The organism is Streptomyces sp. VTCC 41912 (assembly GCF_045799175.1).
In the GTDB taxonomy this organism is placed as follows: domain Bacteria; phylum Actinomycetota; class Actinomycetes; order Streptomycetales; family Streptomycetaceae; genus Streptomyces; species Streptomyces albulus_C.
Genome location: NZ_JBJMAB010000056.1, coordinates 12176 through 34067 on the forward strand (window position 1 = coordinate 12176; position 21892 = coordinate 34067).

Genomic DNA, 21892 nt, shown 5'->3' on the forward strand with positions numbered 1-21892 from the left:
ACGGATGATGCGAAAGTTGTCCCTCGGGTGCCCGTCGACCTTCCGGCACGGTGCAGCACGGCGCAGCAGCACCGCACGCTCCGCACGGCACTCCGCACGACCCCGCACCGGTCCTGACACGACACCGCTCCGCCGCGGCCCGACCTCCGGCGGCGGCCGAGGAGTCACACAGACATGAGCGACGACGCGCGGCACGACGGCACGGGCGACGAGACCGACCACGACAGTACGGACGGCGGGACCGACGAGGAGGTCCCCGCCCGCCCCCGACGCACCGGCTGGCGCCGACTGGTGCCCACCTGGCGGATGGTGGTGGGGTCCGTCCTGCTCCTCCTGCTGCTGGTCGTGGGCGGACTGACCGCCGGCTACCTCCTGGTCGGCATCCCGCCCGCCAACAGCGCGGCCAAGGCGCAGAGCAACGTCTACCTCTACTCCGACGGCACCGAACTGGCCCGCGACGGCGACGTCAACCGCGAGAACGTGCCACTGGGTCAGGTCCCCAAGGCCGTCCAACGGGCCGTACTCGCCGCCGAGGACCGGGACTTCTACACCGAGTCCGCGGTCGACCCGGCCGCGATGCTGCGAGCCGCCTGGAACACCGTTACAGGCAAGGGCAAGCAGTCGGGCTCCACCATCACCCAGCAGTACGTCAAGAACTACTACCTCGGCCAGGAACAGACCGTCACCCGCAAGGCCAAGGAGTTCTTCATCGCCATCAAGCTGGACCGCGAGGCGAGCAAGGACGACATCCTGGAGGGCTACCTCAACACCAGCTACTACGGCCGCAACGCCTACGGCATCCAGGCCGCCGCCCGCGCCTACTACGGCAAGGACGTCGGCTCCCTGACCACCGCCGAGGGCGCCTACCTCGCGGCGCTGCTCAACGCCCCCAGCGCGTACGACGTCACCGCCCACCCCGAGAACCGACCGCGCGTTCTGGCCCGTTGGAACTACGTCCTGGACGGCATGGTCAAGCAGAAGTGGCTCAGCGCCGGCGAACGCGCCGGGCTGGCGTTCCCCGCCCTCACCAGGGCGCGCACCTCCGCCGGCCTCTCCGGCCAGCGCGGCTACCTCGTCGAAGCGGTCCGGGACTACCTCACCGACCACGACGTGCTCGACGACAACACCCTGCGGGCGGGCGGCTACCGCATCACCACCACCATCGACCACAAGCGGCAGAACGCCTTCGTCAAGGCCGTCCGCACCCAACTGATGGAGCAGCTCAGCGAGGACCGCGCGGTCGACGGCTACGTACGGGCCGGCGGCGCCTCCATCGACCCCGCCACCGGCAAGGTCGTCGCCCTCTACGGCGGCGTCGACTACGCCAAGCAGTACGTCAACAGCGCCACCCGCCGCGACTACCAGGTCGGCTCCACCTTCAAGCCGCTGGTCTTCGCCTCCGCCGTGCAGAACGGCTCGGTCACCCAGGACGGCTCCGCGATCACGCCCAACACCGTCTACGACGGCACCAGCAAGCGGATGACGATCAACCACGGCCGCCCCACCGGCTTCGCCCCCGGCAACGAGGACGACCGCTCCTACGGCCCGATCACCGTCACCGAGGCCACCGACAAGTCCGTCAACGCGGTCTACGCCCAGATGGGCATCGACGTCGGCCCGGACACCGTCCGCAAGACCGCGGTCGCCCTCGGCATCCCGGCCCGGACCCCCAGCCTCGCCACCTCCCAGGGCGCCATCTCCCTGGGCACCGCGACCCCCAGCGTGCTGGACATGACCCAGGTCTACGCGACCCTCGCGCACCACGGCCGGCAACTCCCGTACACCCTGGTCGACCACGTCACCAAGGGCGGCGAGGACGTCGACCTGCCGGAGCGAGAGGAGAGCACCGCCGTCGAGCGGGCCGCCGCCGACACCACCACCCAGATCCTGCGCAGCGTCGTCGACGGCGGCACCGGCACCGCCGCCCAGGGCGCCGGCCGCCCGGCCGCCGGCAAGACCGGCACCGCGGAGGGCGACAAGGCCGCCTGGTTCGCCGGCTACACCCCCGACCTGGCCACCGTCGTCGCGGTCCTGGGGCAGCACCCGCAGACCGCCGTCCAGGAACCGCTGTACGGCGCGGCCGGCCGGGACCGGCTCAACGGCGGCGACTTCCCCGCCCAGATCTGGGCGGACTACACCGCGGCGGCGCTCGCCGGCCACCCCGTCCACGACTTCGACCTGCAACTCCAACAGGGCGCCGAGGCGAGCGAGTCCCCCTCGCCGTCCGCCGACGACTCGGCGTCGGCGAGCGCCTCGGCCTCGCCGAGCACCGGCCCGACCGACAGCACCGGCCCGACCGGCACCGGGGCGCCGACCGGAACCGGCGCCCCCACCGGACCGACCGGCGAACCGACCCTCCCACCGATCCCCACCGAGGCGCCGACCACCGCCGCGCCCACCGAGGAGTTCCCGACCGTGGGCCCGCCGGACGTCGACGCGTACGCGCGACGATGGGGCGACGGATAGCCCACGGACAGCCGGCGACGGCCTCGCGGGCGCCTCAGTGGCCGGAGGTGGCCTTCAGCCCGACCACGGCCACCAGCAACAGGCAGATGAAGAAGATCCGCGCGGCGGTCGCGGGCTCACCGAGCACCAGCATCCCGACCACCGCGGCCCCGGCCGCACCGATGCCGACCCAGACGCCGTAGGCGGTGCCGATCGGCAGCGTCCGGGCGGCGTAGGAGAGCAGCACCATGCTGACGACGATGCCCCCGCCGGTGAACACACTCGGCCACAGCCGGGTGAACCCGTCGGTGAACTTCATGCCGATCGACCAACCGACCTCCAACAGGCCGGCGACGACGAGCAGGATCCATGCCATGACGGCACCTCCGTGAAAGGACTTCAACAGGGGTGCGTCGTCTTGTCGTGACCCGGTACGGCGCGTCTCGTCGGGTAATCACCGAGGCTAGCAAAAGGCTCCCCCGCAGGTGGTGACGTGGATCACCACCCGCAGGGGAGCCGGGTCCGTTACAGGTACAGGCCGGTCGAGTCCTCCGCGCCCTCCAGGCGCTCCGCGGCCACCGCGTGCAGGTCGCGCTCGCGCATCAGCACGTACGCCACCCCGCGCACCTCGACCTCGGCCCGGTCCTCCGGGTCGTACAGCACCCGGTCGCCCACCTCGACGGTCCGTACGTTCTGCCCCACCGCGACCACCTCGGCCCAGGCCAGGCGGCGGCCGACCGCCGCGGTCGCGGGAATGACGATGCCGCCGGACGAGCGGCGCTCGCCCTCGGGGATGTCCGTCCGGACCAGCACGCGGTCGTGCAGCATCCGGATCGGCAGCTTGTCGTGGGTGTCCTTGGCGTTATTCGGGCTCACGGCATGACCGTACCTGCCCCACGACGCCGCCCACGCACCGCGGGCGGATCCAGAAGACCCCCGCGACCCCGCGGGACGGGGCCGCTCGGCCGCTGCCCCTGCCCGTGCCGCTGCCCGTACCTCTACTTATGCCGCTTCTTGGAGCCCAGCACCAGCAGGCCCACCACGGCCACGCCCACCACGGCCACCGGAATGACCCGCTCCAGACGGGGCGCCCCGTCCTCGGACACCAGCTGGCCGCGCACGTCGGAGACCAGGCGGTTGACGGCCACGTAGGCCCGCCCCGCCGTGCGGTCCACGGCCGCGGACGCCTTCGCCTTCGCATCGTCCATGATCGTCCTGGGGTGCAGTCGAACGCCGATCTCGTCGAGCGTCACGGCGAGATCCTGCCGCCTGCGGACGATGTCCGCCTCGATCTGCGCAGGGGTCCTGGCTTCCGACACCGCGCCGCCTCCGTCATCTCGTGCCGATGCTTACGAGGTCCCAACGCCTGCCGGAACCGCCCCGTACCGAACCGGCCACCTCGATCACGTGCCGATTCGTCAGGGACAGTCTGTCAGCTCGCACCGGCAGGCGCCCCACAGCACCCCCGTTTCGTGCCGCCGCGGCGCCCCCGGCACCGGCCGGGCCCCGCGCTGGCTAGGGTCAGGGGCGTACCGACCCAGCTGCACGACCACGCAAGGAGACGGAGACCCACCATGAGCGAGCGACTCCAGCCCGGCGACACCGCGCCCGCCTTCACGCTCCCCGACGCCGACGGCCAGCAGGTCTCGCTCGCCGACCGCAAGGGCCGCAAGGTCATCGTCTACTTCTACCCGGCCGCGCTGACCCCCGGCTGCACCAAGCAGGCGTGCGACTTCACCGACAACCTCGACTTCCTCGCCGGCCACGGCTACGACGTCATCGGCATCTCCCCCGACAAGCCGGAGAAGCTCGCGAAGTTCCGCGAGAAGGAGGAGCTCAAGGTCACCCTGCTCGGTGACCCCGACAAGGAGGTCCTCACCGCCTACGGCGCCTTCGGCGAGAAGAAGCTCTACGGCAAGACGGTCACCGGAGTGATCCGCTCCACCGTCATCGTCGACGAGGACGGCAAGGTCGAGCGCGCGCTGTACAACGTCAAGGCCACCGGCCACGTCGCCAAGATCATCAAGGATCTGGGCCTGTAACACCGTTACGGACGCCAGGCGGACCACACCGCTACGGCATCGGAGCCGCAACCTCCTCCGGGACCGTCACCACGGCCCGGTCCGGCAGCTCCAACACGGCCTCGGCGCCGCCGCCCGCGGCGGCGCCGAACTCCAACCGCGCCCCCAGGACCTCCGCCTGCCCGGCCGCGATCGTCAACCCCAGCCCGTGCCCCGTACCGCGCTCCGGCGCCGCCGTACGGAACCGCCGCGGCCCCTCCGCACACAGGTCCGCCGGATACCCCGGCCCGTGGTCCCGCACCACGATCCGCGCCCCGGCGACCACCACCTCGATCGGCGGCTCGCCATGCTTGGCCGCGTTCGCCAGCAGGTTCACCAACACCCGCTCGACCCGCCGCCGGTCCGTCTCCACGATCCGCGGCTCACCCTCGACCGTCACCGACACCGACAGGTCGTCCACCCCGCGCTGCCGCGCCGCCCGCTGCACGATCCCGCGCACCAACGACGGCAACTCACAGGCGTCCAGATCGGCCCGCTCCACCCCGGCGTCCAACCGCGACACCTCCAACAGGTCCTCCACCAGCCGCCGCATCGCCTGCGCCCGATCCCGCACCAGCTCCACCGCCCGCGGCTCCGGCAACAACTCGGCCGCCGCCACCAGACCCGCCACCGGCGTCCGCAACTCGTGCGCCACGTCAGCGGTGAACTCCCGCTCGGCCTCCACCCGCGCCGCCAACGACGTCGCCATGTGGTGCACACTGCGCCCCAACTCGGCCACCTCGTCCCGGCCGTGGCTCGCCAACGCGTCCGCGTCCGGCGGCTCCCCCGCCGCGATCCGCCGCGCCGCCGCCGCACTCAACCGCAGCCGCCGCGACAACCGCTGCGCCACGAACCACGACACCACCGCCATCAGCACGACCGTCCCGCACCCCGCGATCAGCAGCGCCCGGTCCAGCGCCACCTGCGCCGGATCGTCGTCCGGGTACGCCGCCGACACCGACAGCGAACGCGTCGGCCGGTCACCGTCCCCGCCGACCCCGGTCGCCGCCCACACCCGCGGGTCGTCACCCCCGCTGAGATACGTCCCCGACCGGTTGTGGAACACCGCCTCGCGCAGCGGCGACGGCAGCGTCGCGTCGTCCAACTGCGCACCGAGCGCCAACGTCCCGTCCCGCTCGTAGACGAGCAGGGCCGCACTCAACCGCTCGTCCTGATAGGACCGGGCCGACCGCTCCCGCTCGACGTCCGCGATGTGGTGCACGGCAAAGCCGAGCACCACCACCGCAAGCGCCGTCATACACGAAATGGCCAGGGCGATCCGGCCTCGAATGCCCATCACGCGAGGTTGTACATCTCCGTCGTGTCACCGAGCGGGGTGGAGCCGTCGTACGTCACCTCCAGACCCGTGAAGGCCCGCGCGCCGTCGACCTCCTTCGCCCCGTAGAGCCGGAACGTCGCCCGGTACCCGGCGTCCGTACCGACCCCCGCCGCGGTCTTCTCCACCTGCACCACGCCCCGCCCCTCGGCCTCGTCCGCGTCATAGCGGGTCCACGTGATCCCGGTCGCCACCATCCCGGCGTCCGCACAGGTCAACGTGATCACCTGGGGCTTGATCTCCGGCTCCCCGATCCCGCAGTCGCGGACGCCCGGCAGATCACCGCTCGGCGGACCGTCCGACTTCACGTCCTGCACGGCCGAGGTCTTCGGCGCGGCGTCCACCGCCGACGCCCGGTCCGACGCCTGGCCGAACCACACCCCACCGGCCGCCACCGCCGTCACCACGAGGAAGGCCAGCAGGGCGGTGCGCCCGCGCCTCCAGCGGGCCCCTTCGCGGTCGGTCATCACACACTCCTCCCGAGGCACCTTCGCCCCGTCAACCCCACCAGCAAACACGACCGCCGCGGCAGCCCCGCACCGGCCCGGACCCCGATCACACCGTTCCGCCACCGCACCACGGCCGCCACGTCCCGCGACGAAAGGGCACCCTTCGACGGGCCTGCGACAGAAAAGGGCGGTTTCGCCACCGCCACTCTCCTCTCCCCCCGACACAGGCTGATTGCCCGAATGCCGCGGTGACCCCTCGGCTTTGTACCAGTCGTGTAACAAGCCGCCGCCGCACGGCAACCCTCCACCCCCCTGACATGCGCCGTACGGACCGGCTCCACGTGACATACCTCGCGTTCGCCGTCCACAGTGTTTTGACCCGCCCTCCAGCGTGCAGGCGCACACGTCGAAGCCCCAACGCCCCACCCGCGCAACCGAACCGCGCGCCGACCCAACGGGAGGACCGCCGCGTGCCGCACCTGAGTACCGAAGACAGCCACTCCGCGCCGGAACCGGACCGAGAGGCACGCAGACGCCACTGGGCCCTCTTCCGCGCCATCGACCGCCGCCGCAACCCCCCACTGCGCCGCACCGACATCACCGTCACGGACGAACCCACCGTCCGCCGCGCCGTGAAGGCCGCCGCACTCGGCAACGCCATGGAGTGGTTCGACTTCGGGATCTACAGCTACCTCGCCCTCACCATCGGCAAGGTCTTCTTCCCCAGCGGCAGCGCCACCACCAGCCTGTTGTCCTCCTTCGCCACCTTCGCCGTGGCCTTCCTCGTACGGCCGCTCGGCGGCGCCTACTTCGGCCCCCTCGGCGACCGCATCGGCCGCAAGAAGGTCCTCGCGCTCACCATGATCATGATGGCGCTGGGCACCCTCTGCATCGGCCTCATCCCCTCCTACACGACCATCGGCCTGTGGTCCCCGGCCCTGCTCATCCTCTTCCGACTCATCCAGGGCTTCTCCACCGGCGGCGAATACGGCGGCGCCTCCACCTTCATCGCCGAGTACGCCCCCGACAAGAAGCGCGGATTCTTCGGCAGCTTCCTGGAAATGGGCACCCTGATCGGCTACACCGGCGCCGCCGGCATCGTCCTCGTGCTCAACACCACACTCGGCCCGGACTCCATGCTCGCCTGGGGCTGGCGGATCCCGTTCCTCATCGCCGGCCCACTCGGCCTGGTCGGCCTCTACCTCCGGCTCCGACTCGACGAGACCCCGGCCTTCCAGAAGTTCGAAGCCGCCCAACACCACGCCCCCGCCGAACCCCCCGCCGGAACCGAGGACGAATCCGCCCACCCGCCCGCCGGCACCCCGGGCAAGAAGCTGGGCGAGATCCTCACCCAGCACTGGCCGGCACTCATCCTCTGCATCGCCCTGGTCGGCGCCTACAACATCACCGACTACATGCTCCTGTCCTACATGCCGACCTACCTCACGGACACCCTCAAGTACAACGAGGCCCACGGCCTGCTGATCCTCCTGGTCACCATGGTCGTGCTCATCTGCCTGCTCCCCACCGTCGGCCGGCTCAACGACCGCTACGGCCGCAAACCGCTCCTCATGACCGGCATGCTCGGCTTCCTGGTCCTCGCCATCCCGGCGTTCCTCCTGGTCAAACAGGGCTCCCTGCTCGCCGTCTCGTGCGGCATGGCCCTCCTCGGCCTCTGCCTGCTGTGCCTCCTGGGCACCATGTCCGCCGCCCTGCCGGCCCTCTTCCCCACCAGCGTCCGCTACGGCTCGCTCTCCATCGGCTACAACCTCGCGGTCTCCCTGTTCGGCGGCACCACCCCCCTGGTCATCACCGCCCTCATGGACGCCTTCAACAAGAACGTCATGGTCCCCGCCTACTACACGATGGGCGCCGCCCTGGTCGGCGTCGTCGCCGTCGCCTGCATGAAGGAGACCGCCCGACAACCCCTCGAAGGCTCCCCGCCCTCGGTCGCCACCAAGGAAGAAGCCCTCGCCCTGATCGCCGAACGCACCCAGGAGCCGCGCTTCTGAGGCCGGTCCCCCGGCCCGCCCCGGCGTGACCGCAGGCCCCTCCGATCGTTCTCCAGTTCGGCAGACGAGAGAACGCACGGAGGGGCCTGCGGCTCTCCTGCCCACGAAGGGGGAGCCATGCCGACGAGCCCGTACACCCGCGAACGGCTGGAGGCCGCGGCAGCGTCGTCGCGGACGCTGTCGGAGGCGTTGCGGAAGCTGGGGGTGGACCCGCGGAGTTCGAAGCGGGACTACCTCAGAGAGCGGATGCGAAAGCTGGGGGTGGACACGTCGCACTTCGAGCGGGAAGGGGTGCGATGGACGAGGGAAGCGCTCCAGGCCGCGGTCTCCGCCTCGACGAGTACGTACGGAGTTCTCCGGCATCTCGGGCTTGAGGCCGTCGGTGGGCACCACACGCACATCAGCCGCAGGATCAGGGCGTACGGGATCGACACCTCGCACTTCACGCCGGTGGTCCGCACCGCGCGCATGAGGGACAACCGGCGCCGTCGGACAGCCGAAGAGATCCTCGTCGAGACCACGTCAGCGCAGGCCAGGCGCACGTCGAACACCCGGCTCAAGAGGGCGCTGCGCGAGCTGGGAGTCAAGGAGCGCTGCGCCCTGTGCGGCATCGAACCGGTCTGGCTGGGGAAGCCGCTCCCCTTGGAGGTCGACCACGTCGACGGCGACTGGCGCGACAACCGGATCGAGAACCTTCGCTTCCTCTGCCCCAACTGCCATTCGACGACGGACAGTTATCGAGGGCGCGGCAAGGGACGCGGCAGGGGCGCCGCCGTATGAGCAGTGGCGTGCGCTACACCCGCGAGAGGCTGGCCGAGGCCGCCGCGCGATGCTCCGACATCGACGAGGTCATCGCGTTCTTGGGCACCCGGCCGTACGGCACTCTCCGCCGCCATCTGTTCCGTCGGTTCGACCACTTCAGTATCGACGTGGCGCACATGCCCCGTCAGCAGCGGGCGACGCCCGCGAAGCCGGACGCGGACGAACTGCGCCGGGTGGTCGCCGGGGCGACGTCCGTCGCCGGCGCCCTCCGCGCACTCGGTATGAACCCGTACAACAGCCGGATCCGCGCACTGTTCCCCACGTGGGTCGACCAGGACGGCCTCGACGTCTCGCACTTCCTGGGGCAGGCACACCAGCGCGGCAAGCCGAGCGCGACTCCTCTCAAGCGTCCCGACGACATCTTGATCAAGCACGAGGGGAGGCGCCGGACGCGCACCCTCCTCCTGCGTCGGGCGCTCCGCGAAGTCGGCGCCCCCGAGGCATGCGCCGCATGCGGCGTCGGCCCGGAATGGCTGGGGAAGCCCATGACCCTGGAGATCGACCACATCAACGGCGACTGGAGCGACGACCGTAGGGATAACCTTCGCTTGCTGTGCCCCAACTGCCATGCGGTCACGGACACTTGGTGCCGGGGTGGTCACCCGGACAGCCGCAGCCGCACGAGCCGCTAATCCGCACCCGCCACGCCGGTGGCGGGGCCGGTACGATGACTGGGAGCTGGCGGCCGTGGCGGAATTGGCCTACGCGCAGCACTTAGGATGCTGTGGGAGAAATCCCTTGAGGGTTCGAGTCCCTCCGGCCGCACTCGCAAATGGCCTGCGAATCGAAGGTTCGATGCGCAGGCCATTGGGCTGTCCGGACGTCTCAGCCCAGCAGTTCCCGCACCACCGGTGCCAGCGCGCGGAAGGCCTTGCCGCGGTGGCTGATGGCGTTCTTCTCGTCGGCGGTGAGTTCGGCGCAGGTCCGACTCTCGCCGTGGGGCTGGAGGACGGGGTCGTAGCCGAAGCCGCCGGTGCCGGCGGGGGTGCGGCGCAGGGTGCCGTCCAAGGTGCCTTCGACGACCCGTTCGGTGCCGTCGGGGAGGGCGAGGGCCGCGGCGCAGGCGAAGTGCGCGGCGCGGTGTTCGTCGTCGATGTCGGAGAGCTGGGCGAGGAGCAGGTCGAGGTTGGCCTGGTCGTCGCCGTGCCGGCCGGCCCAGCGGGCGGAGAAGATGCCGGGGGCGCCGCCGAGGACCTCGACGCAGAGGCCGGAGTCGTCGGCGACGGCCGGGTGGCCGGTGGCCTGGGCGAGGGCGTGTGCCTTGAGGAGGGCGTTCTCGGCGAAGGTGACGCCGGTCTCCTTGACGTCGGGGACGTCGGGGTAGGCGTCGGCGCCGACGAGTTCGACGTCGAGGTCGGCCGCGGCGAGGATGGCGCGGAGTTCGGTGATCTTGCCGGTGTTGCGGGTGGCGAGGACGAGGCGGCGGGGGGCCGCGGGGTGGTCGCCGGTTTGTGACTCCATGGGTGGTGATTATTCCTCGTCGCCGGGGGTGCAGGCGCTGGTGATCCGGCCCAGGGAGTTGCCGATGGGGGTGAGGTCGGGGGCCTCGTCGTCCGCGAGGGCTTGGCGGGCGTTCTTGATGCCGGTGCTCATGGTGTCGACGGCTCCGGCGAGCTCGGGGTCGTCGGTGGAGGCGCTGAGCCGGTGCAGGTCGGCGTCGAGGGTGTCCAGGGCCTTGGTGGCTTGTTGGGGGTCGTCGGTGGCGTGGTCGGCTGCGGTGCGGAGGGTGTCGACGCCGTCGACGAGGGCGGTGGCGGTGTGGGTGCAGTCGACGGCCCGTTGGACGGTGCCGCAGGCGGTCAGGAGCGGGAGGGCGATGCTCGCGGCGGCCAGTGCGGCCAGTGCGGCGAGCGGGGTGGCGGTGGGGCGGCGCGGGCGGAGGTGGCGGTGGGGGCGGGCCATGGGGCGTTTCTTCCCTTGCGGCGTACGGGGGATGCGTACGGGTGCCGGGCGCGCGGTGGTGCGTGGCGGTGCGTGCGGCGGGCGCGGCAAGGGAGGAAGCGCCGGGTGGAGGAAGCGCCGGGTGGAGGAAGCGCCGGGTGGGGGAAGCGCCGGGTGGGGAAGGGGGGTTGCCCGGTGGTGGGGGGAGCGGGGTGGAGGGGGTGTTCCGGTCCGCTCCCCCGGGTGGGGCGGCCGGTCAGAGGGTGCGGGCCAGTGCTTCCTGCTGGGCGGCGTCGAGGGTGGTGCAGCCGGCGACCGCGAGGTCGAGCAGGGAGTTGAGTTCGTCGCGGGCGAAGGGGGCGGCCTCGGCGGTGCCCTGGACCTCGACGAAGCGGCCGTCGCCGGTGCAGACGACGTTCATGTCGGTCTCGGCGCGGACGTCTTCCTCGTAGCAGAGGTCGAGGAGCGGGGTGCCGTCGACGATGCCGACGCTGACGGCGCTGATGGTGCCGGTGAGCGGGCGGCGGCCGTGCTTGATGAGCTTCTTGCCCTGGGCCCAGCCGATGGCGTCGGCGAGGGCGACGTAGGAGCCGGTGATGGCGGCGGTGCGGGTGCCGCCGTCGGCCTGGAGGACGTCGCAGTCGAGGACGACGGTGTTCTCGCCGAGGGCCTTGAAGTCGATGACGGCGCGCAGGGAGCGGCCGATGAGGCGGGAGATCTCGTGTGTGCGGCCGCCGATCTTGCCGCGGACGGATTCCCGGTCGCCGCGGGTGTTGGTGGAGCGGGGCAGCATCGCGTATTCGGCGGTGACCCAGCCTTCGCCGGTGCCCTTGCGCCAGCGCGGTACGCCTTCGGTGACCGAGGCGGTGCAGAAGACCTTGGTGTCGCCGAAGGAGACGAGGACGGAGCCTTCGGCGTGCTTGCTCCAGCCGCGTTCGATGGTGACGGGGCGGAGCTGTTCGGGGGTGCGGCCGTCGATGCGAGACATGGTCCCGACCCTATCGGCTGTGTGAAGGGCCCCGTTCCGGTTCCGGAATGCCGGGAACTTCGGGAGCGGGGCCCTGGTCATGAGCGGTGGCTCACATCATGTCTTCGATTTCGGCGGCGATCGGGTCGGCGTCGGTGCCGATGACGACCTGGATGGCGGTGCCCATCTTCACGACGCCGTGTGCGCCGGCGGCCTTGAGGGCGGCTTCGTCGACCAGGGAGGCGTCGTTGACCTCGGTGCGGAGGCGGGTGATGCAGCCCTCGACCTCTTCGATGTTGTCGAGTCCGCCGAGCCCGGCGACGATCTTCTCAGCCTTGGTGGCCATGTCCACTCCTGCTTGTCTCGGCCGTCGGCGGTTCCGCCGCACGGTTTTCTCACGGTAACGCACGTTCAGCCCACTTCTGCGGGCGTTTGACCGCAATCTGACGAAGGATGGCGATCGTCGGAGGGGGTGTCCGGAAGGCCCCCTCCGACAAGTGGTCTACACCACCAGTATGCGGCAGACGGTGGGTCGGGCGCCGCCGGGTCGGCGCCGGGGACAGGCGGAGGGCGCGGATGAGTTCGGACGCAGCGGGCGCGGCACCGGGGCAGGGGCCGAGCCCCGTCAAGGTCCGGGCGGCGGGCCTGTTCCAGGGGCTGCAGAAGATGGGGCGCAGCCTGCAGTTGCCGATCGCGGTGCTGCCGGCGGCGGGCATCTTGAACCGGCTGGGTCAGCCGGACGTCTTCGGCGCCGAGGGGCTGGGCTGGGGGAACGTCGCCAAGGTGTTCGCGGGGGCGGGCGGGGCGCTGCTGGATTCCGGGTTGGGGTTGCCGCTGCTGTTCTGCATCGGTGTGGCGATCGGGATGGCGAAGAAGGCGGACGGGTCGACGGCGCTGGCGGCGGTGGTCGGGTTCCTCGTCTACTACTCGGTGCTGCACGCGTTCCCGGCGCGCTGTGCCGTGGGGCAGCAGTACACGCAGACCGGCCAGTGGGCCGGGGTGTGCGTGGACACGTCCGCGAAGGTGACCCAGGCGGCGTTCCAGAATCCGGGGGTGTTCGGCGGGATCGTGATGGGGTTCCTGGCGGCCTGGCTCTGGCAGCGTTTCCACCGGGTGCGGCTGGTGGACTGGCTGGGCTTCTTCAACGGCCGGCGGTTGGTGCCGATCATCATGGCCTTCGTCGGGCTGGCCTTCGCGGTGGTGTGCCTGTTCGTGTGGCCGCCGATCGGCGACGGGCTGATGCGCTTCAGCGAGTGGTTGACGGCGCTGAGTGCGTGGGGTGCGGGGATCTTCGGGGTGGCGAACCGGGCGCTGCTGGTGGTGGGGCTGCACCAGTTCCTGAACATTCCGTTGTGGTTCCAGTTCGGGAGCTTCACCAAGCCGGACGGGACGGTGGTGCACGGCGACATCAACCGGTTCATGGCCGGTGATCCGACGGCGGGGCAGTTCACCACCGGTTTCTTCCCGATCATGATGTTCGCGCTGCCGGCCGCGGCGCTGGCGATGACGCACTGCGCGAAGCCGCACCGGCGCAAGGAGATCGCGGGGATGATGCTGTCGATCGGTCTGACGTCGTGCGTCACCGGCATCACCGAGCCGATCGAGTACGCGTTCATGTTCGTGGCGCCGGCGCTGTACGTGCTGCACGCGGTGCTGACGGGTGTGTCGATGGCAGTGAGCTGGGGGCTGGGGGTGCACGACGGCTTCAGCTTCTCGGCCGGTCTGATCGACTACGTCATCAACTGGGGATTGGCGACGAAGCCCTGGTTGCTCATTCCGATCGGGCTGTGCTTCGCGGCGGTGTACTACGCGGTGTTCCGTTTCGCGATCAAGCGGTTCGACCTCCAGACCCCGGGGCGGGAGCCGGACGAGGTGGGGGACGCGATGGAGCGGGAGAACGTGAAGTAGCGCTCGTCGGGGCGGGCGGGGGCCGGTCGGCCGGGTCGCGCCCGGTGCGGGGTGGTCCGGTTGGTGCCCTATGGCAGGTTCCTTGCGGTGCCCCCGCCGTGCTACAACAGGTCTACACCACCGCAGGTCTACACCACCTCGTGTGTGGTGTAGACCTGCGGCCGGTTCTGGCCGCGTCCCCCCGAGACGCCGCCATCTCCCACCACTTCGTCCAGGCGGCGCCTTGTCCACTGGAGGAAGTTGTGTCCACGGCCAGTGCCGTCCCCGCGGCCGAGAAGAAAAAGAAGGGTTCCGGCGCGATGGCTGTCATGCAGCGCATCGGTCGCAGCCTGATGCTGCCGGTCGCCGTGCTGCCCGCAGCCGCCCTGCTCGTCCGCCTCGGCAACAGCGACATGCTCGGCCGGGAGTCGTTCCCGACCTTCATCACCAAGATCGCCAGCTACATGGCCGCCGGCGGCGGCGCGATCCTCGACAACATGCCGCTGCTGTTCGCCGTCGGCATCGCGATCGGCTACGCCAAGAAGTCGGACGGCTCGACCGCGCTGGCCGCGGTGACGGGCTACCTCGTCTTCCAGAAGGTGCTCGCGACCTTCACCGACAAGAACCTGCCCAAGGTCGCCGCGGTCGTGGACGGCAAGATCGTCATGAATGAGGCGCCGGTCAACGCCGGCGTGCTCGGCGGTGTCGTGATGGGCCTCGTGGTGGCGCTGCTCTACCAGCGCTACTACCGCAAGAAGCTGCCCGAGTGGCTGGGCTTCTTCGGCGGTCGCCGGCTGGTGCCGATCCTGTCGGCCTTCGCGGGCCTGGTCGTGGGCATCGTCTTCGGCCTCATCTGGCCGGTGCTCGGCGCGGGTCTGCACAACTTCGGCGAATGGCTGGTCGGCTCGGGCGCCGTGGGCGCGGGCATCTTCGGCGTCGCCAACCGCGCGCTGATCCCGGTGGGCATGCACCACCTGCTGAACTCCTTCCCGTGGCTCCAGGCGGGCGACTACCACGGCAAGCACGGCGACATCGCGCGCTTCCTCGCCGGCGACCCGAGCGCCGGCCAGTTCATGACCGGCTTCTTCCCGATCATGATGTTCGCGCTGCCGGCCGCCTGCCTCGCCATCGTGCACTGCGCGCGCCCCGAGCGCCGCAAGGTCGTCGGCGGCATGATGCTCTCGCTCGCGCTCACCGCGTTCGTCACCGGTGTGACCGAGCCGATCGAGTTCACGTTCATGTTCATCGCCCCGGTGCTGTACGCGATCCACGCGGTGCTCACCGGTGTGTCGATGGCCCTGACGTGGGCGCTGGGCATGAAGGACGGCTTCGGCTTCTCGGCCGGTCTGATCGACTACGTGCTCAACCTCGGCATCGCCTCGAACCCGTTGGGCCTGGCGCTGGTGGGCTTGTGCTTCGCCGCGCTCTACTACGTGGTCTTCCGCTTCGCCATCACCAAGTTCAACCTCCCCACGCCGGGCCGCGAGTCCGACGAGGAACTGGCGGAACTGCAGAAGGCCGAGTCCAAGTAGCCGCTGCCGCACCGCCGTTCACCGCCGGGTTCCCCTTCCGCACCGGAAGGGGAACCCGGTTTTCTTGGCGCCACGGCTCCGGCGCGAGGCCGGCGAGGGCTGGGTGTTCCCCGTCGACGCCGACGAGGTGCGGCACTCGGAGCACGCCGGACGGCTGCGCCGGGTGCCGCGGGCGCTGGGCCGCGTCCGGCCCGACACCGGCCTCGTGGGCCGCCCCACCCTCGTGGACGTCGACGGCACCGCCTCCACCGAGGGGCGCCGCGGGTCTACGTGTCGGTGCGACGGGCCCGGCTCAGACCTCGTAGACCGCGCCGGCCTTGGCGACCTCGACCGGTCCGTCGTAGACCTTCTGCGCGTCGCGGACGCTGATGTCCGGGTCGGTCCACGGCGGGATGTGGGTGAGCACCAGGCGCCCCGCGCCGGCCCGCCGGGCGTGCTCGCCGGCCTCCCGGCCGTTGAGGTGGAGGTCGGGGATGTCCTCCTTGCCGTGCGTGAAGGACGCCTCGCACAGGAAGAGGTCGCTGTCCTCGGCGAGGTCCTCCAGCGCCGCGCAGGGGCCGGTGTCGCCGGAGTACGTCAGGGTGCGGCCGCCGTGCTCGATGCGGAAGCCGAACGCCTCGACGGGGTGGCTGACCCGTTCGGTGCGGACGGTGAACGGGCCGATGGTCGAGGTGCCCGGCGTCAGCGTCCGGAAGTCGAAGACCTCGCTCATCGCGCCCTCGTGCGGGAGGTCGTCGTGGGCGGCGGTCAGCCGGCGTTCGGTGCCGGTCGGCCCGTAGAGCGGCAGCGGCGCGCAGCGGCCGCCGTCGGGGCGGTAGTAGCGGACGACGAAGTAGCCGCACAGGTCGATGCAGTGATCGGCGTGCAGGTGCGACAGGAGGATGGCGTCCAGGTCGTAGAGACCGCAGTGGCGCTGCAACTCGCCGAGGGCGCCGTTGCCCATGTCGAGGAGCAGCCTGAAGCCGTCGGCCTCCAGGAGGTAGCTCGAACAGGCCGATTCCATGGAGGGGAACGACCCCGAGCATCCGACGACGGTGAGCTTCATGCGGGCGTGAACCTCCGTGGGCTGGGGGCACCTCCCAGCGGGAGCTGGGGGAGGAGGGCGGCCGGCACCCCCGTCACGGGTGGTCCCGGCAGTGCCGGGCCGGGCTGCTGCCGGGCCCGTGGCGGTCGGTGCGGTGCCCCCGAGCGTAAGGCGCGAAGGGGCCCGTGGCGCCTTAGGTGGGGCGAGCTGTGGGCGGAATCACCAGTCCGGGTGGGGGTTCGGCGGCGGGGCGCGCGCCGGCCTTCCGGTGGGCGGAAAGTCGGCCCGGAGCCGGCCTTTCGGGACCGATGCCGAAGGGGGTGGTCACCGGCGTGTGCCGGTGACCACCCCCTGGGGGTCGCGCGGGGCCTACGCCCAGAGCTGTCCGTGCAGCGTCGCGATGGCCGCCTCGGTCGACTCGGCGGTGTAGACGCCGGTGGAGAGGTATTTCCACCCGCCGTCGGCGACGACGAAGACGATGTCCGCGGACTCGCCGGCGCGGACCGCCTTGCGGGCGACGCCGAGGGCGGCGTGCAGCGCCGCGCCGGTGGAGATGCCGGCGAAGATGCCCTCTTCCGCGAGGAGTTCGCGGGTGCGGCGGACCGCGTCCTCGGAGCCGACGGAGAAGCGGGTGGTGAGCACCGACTCGTCGTAGAGCTCGGGGATGAAGCCCTCGTCGAGGTTGCGCAGGCCGTAGACCACGTCGTCGTAGCGGGGTTCGGCGGCGACGATGCGGACTCCGGGGACGTGCTCGCGCAGGTAGCGGCCGACGCCCATCAGGGTGCCGGTGGTGCCCAGACCGGCCACGAAGTGGGTGATCGAGGGCAGGTCGGCGAGGATCTCGGGGCCGGTGGTGGCGTAGTGGGCGCCGGCGTTGTCCGGGTTGCCGTACTGGTAGAGCATCACCCAGTCGGGGTGCTCGGCGGCGAGTTCCTTGGCGACCTTGACGGCCGTGTTGGAGCCGCCCGCCGCGGGCGAGGAGATGATCTCCGCGCCCCACATGGCGAGCAGTTCGCGCCGCTCGGCGGAGGTGTTCTCCGGCATCACGCAGACGATGCGGTAGCCCTTGAGCTTGGCCGCCATGGCGAGTGAGATGCCGGTGTTGCCGCTGGTGGGCTCCAGGATCGTGCAGCCGGGGGTGAGCCGGCCGTCCTTCTCGGCCTGCTCGATCATGTGGAGCGCGGGCCGGTCCTTGACGGAGCCCGTGGGGTTGCGGTCCTCCAGCTTCGCCCAGATGCGGACGTCCTCGGAGGGCGAGAGGCGCGGGAGGCGGACGAGGGGGGTGTTCCCGACCGCCGCCAGCGGGGAGTCGTACCGCACGTCAGACCTGCCCGACCCGTCGTCCGACCGCCGCCCCGGCGGGACGCGTCGACGCGGCGGCGGATCCGCCCGCGACGGCCGGCAGGATCGTCACGCTGTCGCCGTCGGAGAGCTTGGTGGAGATGCCCTCCAGGAAGCGCACGTCCTCGTCGTTGAGGTAGACGTTGACGAAGCGGCGCAGCTGCTCGCCGTCGACCAGGCGCTCGCGGATGCCGGCGTGCCGGCTCTCCAGGTCGGTGAAGAGCTCGCCGACGGTCGCGCCGGAGCCCTCGACTGCCTTCTCGCCGTCGGTGTAGCTGCGCAGGATGGTCGGGATGCGGACCTCGATGGCCATGGGAGTGCTCCTGTCGGAGTTCGGGGTGCGGTGGCGGGTGCGGGGTGCGTGCGGCGCGGTCGGTGTGTGCGCGGTGCGCCGCGGGGGTGCGGACGGAGCGGGCGGTGCGGGGCGCCGCAGGGCGCGGGGGCCGTGCGCGGGAGGGTGCGGCGACGCCGCGGGCGGCGGCGTCAGCCGGCGGCGCAGCGCGGACAGATGGCGCTGGAGAGGCGGCACAGGTCGATGTGCAGCCGGGCGGCTCCGCAGCCGAAGGCGCCCAGGAGGGCCGATGCGGAGCGGCGCGTGGCGAGCGGGGCGTGCGTCAGCAGCGCACCCGGCCTCTGCTCGCTCGCTCCGCACACGACATGGTCAACCATGCGGTCATCGTATCGATTCCCGGTCCGGGTTCTGGAACCTCGTCCCATGATGCGGACGTTCGCTGTACGCCAGGTGGGACGCGGGGCGGGGCCGGTCGTCCGCGCGGGCCGCGCCCGGGGGCGAACCCCCAGGTCACGGCCGCCGACCGGGCCGGACATGAGGTCGACCACGCGTCAGGCGTAGCTCTCCACGATCCGGACTTCCTCCTCGGTGACCTCGCCGTCCACGATGCGGTACGAGCGGAACTGGAAGGGGCCCGCGTCGTCGGCGTCGGCGGTGGAGACCAGGACGTAGTGCGCGCCGGGCTCGTTGGCGTAGGTGATGTCGGTGCGCGAGGGGTACGCCTCGGTGGCCGTGTGCGAGTGGTAGATGACGACCGGCTCCTCGTCCCGGTCGTCCATCTCGCGGTACAGCTTGAGGAGGTCGGCGGAGTCGAACTCGTAGAACGTGGGCGAGCGGGCGGCGTTGAGCATCGGGATGAACCGCTCGGGGCGGCCGCTGCCGGCCGGGCCCGCGACCACGCCGCAGGCCTCGTCGGGGTGATCCTGGCGGGCGTGCTCGACGATCTGGTCGTGGAGGGCCTTGGTGAGGGTCAGCATGCGGCCAAGAATAGACAGCTGGCCCGCGCGTACCGAGGGGTGGTACGCGCGGGCCCGAATGCTGGACAGCCGGTGCAATTCCGGCCGGTTCGGCGCGGTGTGTCAGCTCTTCTCGGCGGCCTTCGCCGGCCCCTGGGACAGCTGGGCGGTGTCCCGGCGCTTGATGGCCAGGTAGCCCACGGCCATGATGATCGCCCAGACGGGAGCCGCGTAGAGCGAGATCCGGGTGTCCGGGTCGACGCCCATCATCACGATCACCATGCCGATGAAGGCCAGCGCGAAGATCGAGGTGTACGGGGCGCCGGGGGCCTTGAACTCGGACTGCGGCAGCTCGCCGCGGTTCGCCTTGGCCCGGTAGCGCAGTTGCGAGAGCAGGATGACGATCCACGCCCACATGCCGGAGATGGTGGCGAAGGAGACGACGTAGTTGAACGCCTCGCCGGGCCACTGGTAGTTGATGTAGACGCCGAACAGCATCAGGGCGACCGAGATGCCGGTGCCCCGGGTGGGCAGGCCGTTCTTGCTGAGCTTGGTGAAGAACTGCGGGCCCTGGCCGTTGAGCGCGAGGTCGCGCAGCATCCGGCCGGTGGAGTACATCCCGGAGTTGGCCGAGGACAGCGCCGCGGTCAGCACGACGAAGTTGACGATGCCCGCGCCGGCCGGCAGGCCGATCTGCTGGAAGGCGGCGACGAAGGGGCTGACGCCCGGCTTGAAGACCGTCCAGCTGACCACGGACAGGATGATGATGAGCGCGCCGACGTAGAAGAGGCCGATCCGCCACGGCACGGTGTTGATGGCCTTGGGGAGCACCTTCTTCGGGTCGGTCGCCTCGCCCGCGGTGACGCCGACGAGTTCGACGGCGAGGAAGGCGAACATCACGATCTGCAACGTCATCAGCGTGCCGCCGATGCCCTTGGGGAAGAAGCCGCCGTCCGACCAGAGCAGGGTGAACGAGGCGGTGTCACCGGCCTTGGAGAAACCGAGGGTGATGACGCCGATGCCGATCAGGATCATGCCGATGATCGCGGTGACCTTGACCATCGAGAACCAGAATTCGAGTTCACCGAAGATCTTCACCGAGATCAGGTTGATGCCGAAGAGCGCGACGGTGAAGACCAACGCGGAAACCCATTGCGGTATGCCCTTGTTCCAGTACTGGATATAGGTGGCCGCAGCAGTTACTTCGGTGATGCCGGTGACGACCCAGAAGAGCCAGTAGGTCCAGCCCGTCACGAACCCGATGAACGGGCCGAGGAATTCCCGGCCGTACTCGGAGAACGAGCCGGAAACGGGCCGGTACATGAGCAGTTCGCCCAGGGCCCGCATGATGAGGAAGATGACCAGACCGACGATGGCGTACGCCAGGATGATGCTCGGCCCGGCCTTGGAAATGGCCTTGCCTGCTCCGAGGAACAGACCGGTACCGATGGCGCCACCAATGGCGATCATCTGGATCTGGCGATTGCCCAGACCCCGCTGGTAGCCCTCTTCGGGAGCCTCGCCAGCGGCCTCGTTGCCGTCGTGATTCTTGTCGACCTGCACAGAGGTCATGAGTGGTGCGCCTTTCTCCATACCGACCCGGTTCTTTCCGGATCGGGTCCCGATCCCCCCGGATGGAGTTCCTGCACGCCGACGGTCGGCCGGCTCAGCGCCCCCGCAGCGACAGGGGTGGCGTCACTGAGGCAGGTCGAGAACTTTTATCACGAGCTGACGGAGATCGACCAGAGTCGCCGTGGGACGGATCACAGCGAAATCAGGACAAAGAACGGAATCCCCAACACAGCGCACGGGTGTGGTGACGCGATCGTTATCCGGATTTGAGCCTCCGCTGAGCGAACGCGGTGTAGGCGCCCGGGGCCTTGCGCCCCGGTTCGCGCCGGCGCCGCCGGGACGGGCCCGGCGGTCAGCCCATCAGCGCCTCGACGAGCGTCTCCTGGAGGCCGCCGAGCCAGTAGTAGGCGAGCACCATCGGCTTGCGCGGGTCGCTGTCCGGCAGCCGCAGCAGCTCCCCGCCGTCGTCCTCGTCGGTGACCTCCAGCCGGGTGCCGATGGCCAGCCGCAGGTCGTTGAGGGCGCCGAGCCACTGCCGGCACTCGTCCGGCTTGAGCCGCAGCACCGCGCCGCCGTTCTCGGCCGACAGCGCGTCCAGCGCCCGGACCAGCGCCAGGGCGTCCTCGCGCTTGCGGGCCCGCAGGTCGTTCTCGGTGTAGCGGCGGAACTCGGCGGAGGCGGCCCGGACGTCGTCGTCCGGGACCAGGTCGGGGCCGCCGTAGGCGTCGGGGAAGAGGCGGGCCAGCACCGGGTCGGAGGGCGGCTCACTGGGGCCCTCGGCGAAGAGCGCGGCCAGCATGTCGTCCTCGCCGGCGCCGGCGGGCTCGGTGCCCGGGCCGACCAGTTCCAGCAGTTGGACGGCGAGGCTGCGCAGGATGGAGATCTCGACCTCGTCGAGCGGGGCGGCCGCGCCGCCGCCGGGCAGCGGTTCGAACTGGCCGGTCATCAGCGGTCCTGCTGGAGGGTCGCCCAGAGGCCGTAGCCGTGCATGGCCTGCACGTCGCGCTCCATTTCTTCGCGGCTGCCGCTGGAGACGACCGCGCGGCCTTTGTGATGGACGTCGAGCATCAGCCGGTGCGCCTTGTCCTTGGAGTAGCCGAAGTACGTCTGGAAGACGTAGGAGACGTAGCTCATGAGATTCACAGGGTCGTTGTGAACGATCGTGACCCACGGGACGTCGGGTTCGGGAACGGCGAAGGGGGCTTCGCTCGCCTCCGGACGCTCGATCTCGACCGGCACGCTGAGGCGCGCGTGGTGCGGTCGGAGGGTGCTCATGGGTGACGGGTGGGCGCTCACAGGGCCCATGCTGCCACCCG

24 protein-coding genes, 1 tRNA gene and 1 riboswitch are annotated in these 21892 nt (G+C 70.8%); of the genes, 8 read left to right on the plus strand and 17 right to left on the minus strand.

Annotated features, from left to right (window positions below; all coding sequences use genetic code 11):
* Window positions 1-174: 174 nt before the first annotated feature.
* Window positions 175-2466 carry a transglycosylase domain-containing protein gene (locus tag ACJ6WD_RS38470; RefSeq protein WP_407617585.1) on the plus strand — a complete coding sequence of 764 codons (2292 nt, stop codon included), beginning with the start codon at window positions 175-177 and terminating at the stop codon, window positions 2464-2466.
* A 34-nt stretch (window positions 2467-2500) separates the two neighbouring features.
* On the opposite strand, the gene ACJ6WD_RS38475 is transcribed toward ACJ6WD_RS38470, so the two are convergent.
* From ACJ6WD_RS38475 to ACJ6WD_RS38485, 3 genes are all read right to left on the minus strand, one after another.
* Window positions 2501-2821 (minus strand): DMT family transporter, encoded by a 321-nt coding sequence (locus ACJ6WD_RS38475; RefSeq protein WP_407617586.1) that lies wholly within the window; start codon window positions 2819-2821, stop codon window positions 2501-2503.
* Window positions 2822-2852: 31 nt separating this feature from the next.
* Window positions 2853-2914, minus strand: a riboswitch (guanidine-III (ykkC-III) riboswitch).
* Window positions 2915-2970: 56 nt separating this feature from the next.
* Window positions 2971-3273, minus strand: a complete 303-nt coding sequence (locus ACJ6WD_RS38480; RefSeq protein WP_052287519.1) for a co-chaperone GroES — start codon at window positions 3271-3273, stop codon at window positions 2971-2973.
* A 170-nt stretch (window positions 3274-3443) separates the two neighbouring features.
* A complete protein-coding gene (locus ACJ6WD_RS38485; RefSeq protein WP_016574829.1) occupies window positions 3444-3764 on the minus strand; it encodes a DUF3618 domain-containing protein in 321 nt (106 codons plus the stop codon).
* Between the two features lie 255 nt (window positions 3765-4019).
* Between ACJ6WD_RS38485 and bcp the strand changes: the two genes are divergently transcribed.
* Window positions 4020-4487 carry a thioredoxin-dependent thiol peroxidase gene (gene bcp / locus ACJ6WD_RS38490; protein WP_016574828.1) on the plus strand — a complete coding sequence of 156 codons (468 nt, stop codon included), beginning with the start codon at window positions 4020-4022 and terminating at the stop codon, window positions 4485-4487.
* Window positions 4488-4518: 31 nt separating this feature from the next.
* Here the strand turns inward: bcp and ACJ6WD_RS38495 are convergent, their stop codons facing one another.
* A complete protein-coding gene (locus ACJ6WD_RS38495) occupies window positions 4519-5763 on the minus strand; it encodes a sensor histidine kinase KdpD (protein WP_233659438.1) in 1245 nt (414 codons plus the stop codon).
* A gap of 38 nt (window positions 5764-5801) precedes the next feature.
* Window positions 5802-6308 carry a hypothetical protein gene (locus tag ACJ6WD_RS38500; RefSeq protein WP_233659437.1) on the minus strand — a complete coding sequence of 169 codons (507 nt, stop codon included), beginning with the start codon at window positions 6306-6308 and terminating at the stop codon, window positions 5802-5804.
* Window positions 6309-6760: 452 nt separating this feature from the next.
* Between ACJ6WD_RS38500 and ACJ6WD_RS38505 the strand changes: the two genes are divergently transcribed.
* From ACJ6WD_RS38505 to ACJ6WD_RS38520, 4 genes are all read left to right on the plus strand, one after another.
* Entirely contained in the window at window positions 6761-8302 is a 1542-nt protein-coding gene (locus ACJ6WD_RS38505; RefSeq protein ID WP_233659436.1) for an MFS transporter, read from the plus strand.
* 117 nt (window positions 8303-8419) lie between these two features.
* Entirely contained in the window at window positions 8420-9082 is a 663-nt protein-coding gene (locus tag ACJ6WD_RS38510) for an HNH endonuclease signature motif containing protein (protein ID WP_407617587.1), read from the plus strand.
* Entirely contained in the window at window positions 9079-9756 is a 678-nt protein-coding gene (locus tag ACJ6WD_RS38515; protein ID WP_331249988.1) for an HNH endonuclease signature motif containing protein, read from the plus strand. Before ACJ6WD_RS38510 ends, ACJ6WD_RS38515 begins: the two co-directional genes overlap by 4 nt.
* A gap of 49 nt (window positions 9757-9805) precedes the next feature.
* Window positions 9806-9889, plus strand: a tRNA-Leu gene (locus tag ACJ6WD_RS38520).
* 60 nt (window positions 9890-9949) lie between these two features.
* On the opposite strand, the gene rdgB is transcribed toward ACJ6WD_RS38520, so the two are convergent.
* The 4 genes from rdgB to ACJ6WD_RS38540 all read right to left on the minus strand — a co-directional run bounded on the left by rdgB (window position 9950) and on the right by ACJ6WD_RS38540 (window position 12360).
* The gene (gene rdgB, locus ACJ6WD_RS38525) at window positions 9950-10585 is read right to left on the minus strand and encodes an RdgB/HAM1 family non-canonical purine NTP pyrophosphatase (RefSeq protein WP_055584819.1); all 636 of its coding nucleotides are present in this window, start codon (window positions 10583-10585) and stop codon (window positions 9950-9952) included.
* 9 nt (window positions 10586-10594) lie between these two features.
* Complete coding sequence (locus ACJ6WD_RS38530; RefSeq protein ID WP_331249987.1) at window positions 10595-11026, minus strand: hypothetical protein; 432 nt, start codon at window positions 11024-11026, stop codon at window positions 10595-10597.
* 235 nt (window positions 11027-11261) lie between these two features.
* Window positions 11262-11993: a ribonuclease PH gene (rph, locus tag ACJ6WD_RS38535; protein WP_016577395.1), complete on the minus strand. Its 732-nt coding sequence runs from the start codon at window positions 11991-11993 to the stop codon at window positions 11262-11264.
* A gap of 91 nt (window positions 11994-12084) precedes the next feature.
* Window positions 12085-12360, minus strand: a complete 276-nt coding sequence (locus ACJ6WD_RS38540; RefSeq protein WP_308401779.1) for a PTS glucose/sucrose transporter subunit IIB — start codon at window positions 12358-12360, stop codon at window positions 12085-12087.
* A gap of 188 nt (window positions 12361-12548) precedes the next feature.
* On the opposite strand from ACJ6WD_RS38540, the gene ACJ6WD_RS38545 reads away from it, so the two are divergent.
* Both ACJ6WD_RS38545 and ACJ6WD_RS38550 read left to right on the plus strand, forming a co-directional pair.
* Window positions 12549-13880, plus strand: a complete 1332-nt coding sequence (locus tag ACJ6WD_RS38545; RefSeq protein ID WP_020930345.1) for a PTS transporter subunit EIIC — start codon at window positions 12549-12551, stop codon at window positions 13878-13880.
* Window positions 13881-14179: 299 nt separating this feature from the next.
* Window positions 14180-15391, plus strand: coding sequence for a PTS transporter subunit EIIC (locus tag ACJ6WD_RS38550; RefSeq protein WP_267952973.1), 1212 nt, complete (start codon window positions 14180-14182; stop codon window positions 15389-15391).
* Window positions 15392-15683: 292 nt separating this feature from the next.
* Here the strand turns inward: ACJ6WD_RS38550 and ACJ6WD_RS38555 are convergent, their stop codons facing one another.
* From ACJ6WD_RS38555 to clpS, 8 genes are all read right to left on the minus strand, one after another.
* On the minus strand, window positions 15684-16436 hold the full coding sequence (locus ACJ6WD_RS38555; protein WP_233659431.1) for an MBL fold metallo-hydrolase: 753 nt from the start codon (window positions 16434-16436) through the stop codon (window positions 15684-15686).
* A gap of 348 nt (window positions 16437-16784) precedes the next feature.
* Window positions 16785-17735 carry a PLP-dependent cysteine synthase family protein gene (locus ACJ6WD_RS38560; RefSeq protein ID WP_038519691.1) on the minus strand — a complete coding sequence of 317 codons (951 nt, stop codon included), beginning with the start codon at window positions 17733-17735 and terminating at the stop codon, window positions 16785-16787.
* A gap of 1 nt (window position 17736) precedes the next feature.
* Window positions 17737-18069: a MoaD/ThiS family protein gene (locus ACJ6WD_RS38565; RefSeq protein ID WP_016573882.1), complete on the minus strand. Its 333-nt coding sequence runs from the start codon at window positions 18067-18069 to the stop codon at window positions 17737-17739.
* A 170-nt stretch (window positions 18070-18239) separates the two neighbouring features.
* Window positions 18240-18425: a putative leader peptide gene (locus ACJ6WD_RS38570; protein WP_016573883.1), complete on the minus strand. Its 186-nt coding sequence runs from the start codon at window positions 18423-18425 to the stop codon at window positions 18240-18242.
* 174 nt (window positions 18426-18599) lie between these two features.
* Window positions 18600-19025: a Mov34/MPN/PAD-1 family protein gene (locus tag ACJ6WD_RS38575; RefSeq protein WP_233659430.1), complete on the minus strand. Its 426-nt coding sequence runs from the start codon at window positions 19023-19025 to the stop codon at window positions 18600-18602.
* A gap of 102 nt (window positions 19026-19127) precedes the next feature.
* Window positions 19128-20576: an amino acid permease gene (locus ACJ6WD_RS38580; RefSeq protein WP_233659429.1), complete on the minus strand. Its 1449-nt coding sequence runs from the start codon at window positions 20574-20576 to the stop codon at window positions 19128-19130.
* A 352-nt stretch (window positions 20577-20928) separates the two neighbouring features.
* A complete protein-coding gene (locus ACJ6WD_RS38585) occupies window positions 20929-21522 on the minus strand; it encodes a DUF2017 domain-containing protein (RefSeq protein ID WP_233659428.1) in 594 nt (197 codons plus the stop codon).
* Entirely contained in the window at window positions 21522-21851 is a 330-nt protein-coding gene (gene clpS, locus ACJ6WD_RS38590; RefSeq protein WP_020930347.1) for an ATP-dependent Clp protease adapter ClpS, read from the minus strand. Before clpS ends, ACJ6WD_RS38585 begins: the two co-directional genes overlap by 1 nt.
* Window positions 21852-21892: the final 41 nt, after the last annotated feature.

Coding starts and splice junctions, on each gene's coding strand:
- ACJ6WD_RS38515 (WP_331249988.1), top strand. CDS start 9,079: ATGAGCAGTGGCGTGCGCTACACCCGCGAGAGGCTGGCCGAGGCCGCC.
- ACJ6WD_RS38565 (WP_016573882.1), bottom strand. CDS start 18,069: ATGGCCATCGAGGTCCGCATCCCGACCATCCTGCGCAGCTACACCGAC.
- rph (WP_016577395.1), bottom strand. CDS start 11,993: ATGTCTCGCATCGACGGCCGCACCCCCGAACAGCTCCGCCCCGTCACC.
- ACJ6WD_RS38550 (WP_267952973.1), top strand. CDS start 14,180: ATGGCTGTCATGCAGCGCATCGGTCGCAGCCTGATGCTGCCGGTCGCC.
- ACJ6WD_RS38470 (WP_407617585.1), top strand. CDS start 175: ATGAGCGACGACGCGCGGCACGACGGCACGGGCGACGAGACCGACCAC.
- ACJ6WD_RS38475 (WP_407617586.1), bottom strand. CDS start 2,821: ATGGCATGGATCCTGCTCGTCGTCGCCGGCCTGTTGGAGGTCGGTTGG.
- ACJ6WD_RS38575 (WP_233659430.1), bottom strand. CDS start 19,025: ATGCTGACCCTCACCAAGGCCCTCCACGACCAGATCGTCGAGCACGCC.
- ACJ6WD_RS38530 (WP_331249987.1), bottom strand. CDS start 11,026: ATGGCCCGCCCCCACCGCCACCTCCGCCCGCGCCGCCCCACCGCCACC.
- ACJ6WD_RS38500 (WP_233659437.1), bottom strand. CDS start 6,308: ATGACCGACCGCGAAGGGGCCCGCTGGAGGCGCGGGCGCACCGCCCTG.
- ACJ6WD_RS38480 (WP_052287519.1), bottom strand. CDS start 3,273: ATGCTGCACGACCGCGTGCTGGTCCGGACGGACATCCCCGAGGGCGAG.
- ACJ6WD_RS38585 (WP_233659428.1), bottom strand. CDS start 21,522: ATGACCGGCCAGTTCGAACCGCTGCCCGGCGGCGGCGCGGCCGCCCCG.
- ACJ6WD_RS38510 (WP_407617587.1), top strand. CDS start 8,420: ATGCCGACGAGCCCGTACACCCGCGAACGGCTGGAGGCCGCGGCAGCG.
- rdgB (WP_055584819.1), bottom strand. CDS start 10,585: ATGGAGTCACAAACCGGCGACCACCCCGCGGCCCCCCGCCGCCTCGTC.
- clpS (WP_020930347.1), bottom strand. CDS start 21,851: ATGAGCACCCTCCGACCGCACCACGCGCGCCTCAGCGTGCCGGTCGAG.
- ACJ6WD_RS38495 (WP_233659438.1), bottom strand. CDS start 5,763: ATGACGGCGCTTGCGGTGGTGGTGCTCGGCTTTGCCGTGCACCACATC.
- ACJ6WD_RS38555 (WP_233659431.1), bottom strand. CDS start 16,436: ATGAAGCTCACCGTCGTCGGATGCTCGGGGTCGTTCCCCTCCATGGAA.
- ACJ6WD_RS38570 (WP_016573883.1), bottom strand. CDS start 18,425: ATGGTTGACCATGTCGTGTGCGGAGCGAGCGAGCAGAGGCCGGGTGCG.
- bcp (WP_016574828.1), top strand. CDS start 4,020: ATGAGCGAGCGACTCCAGCCCGGCGACACCGCGCCCGCCTTCACGCTC.
- ACJ6WD_RS38580 (WP_233659429.1), bottom strand. CDS start 20,576: ATGACCTCTGTGCAGGTCGACAAGAATCACGACGGCAACGAGGCCGCT.
- ACJ6WD_RS38545 (WP_020930345.1), top strand. CDS start 12,549: ATGAGTTCGGACGCAGCGGGCGCGGCACCGGGGCAGGGGCCGAGCCCC.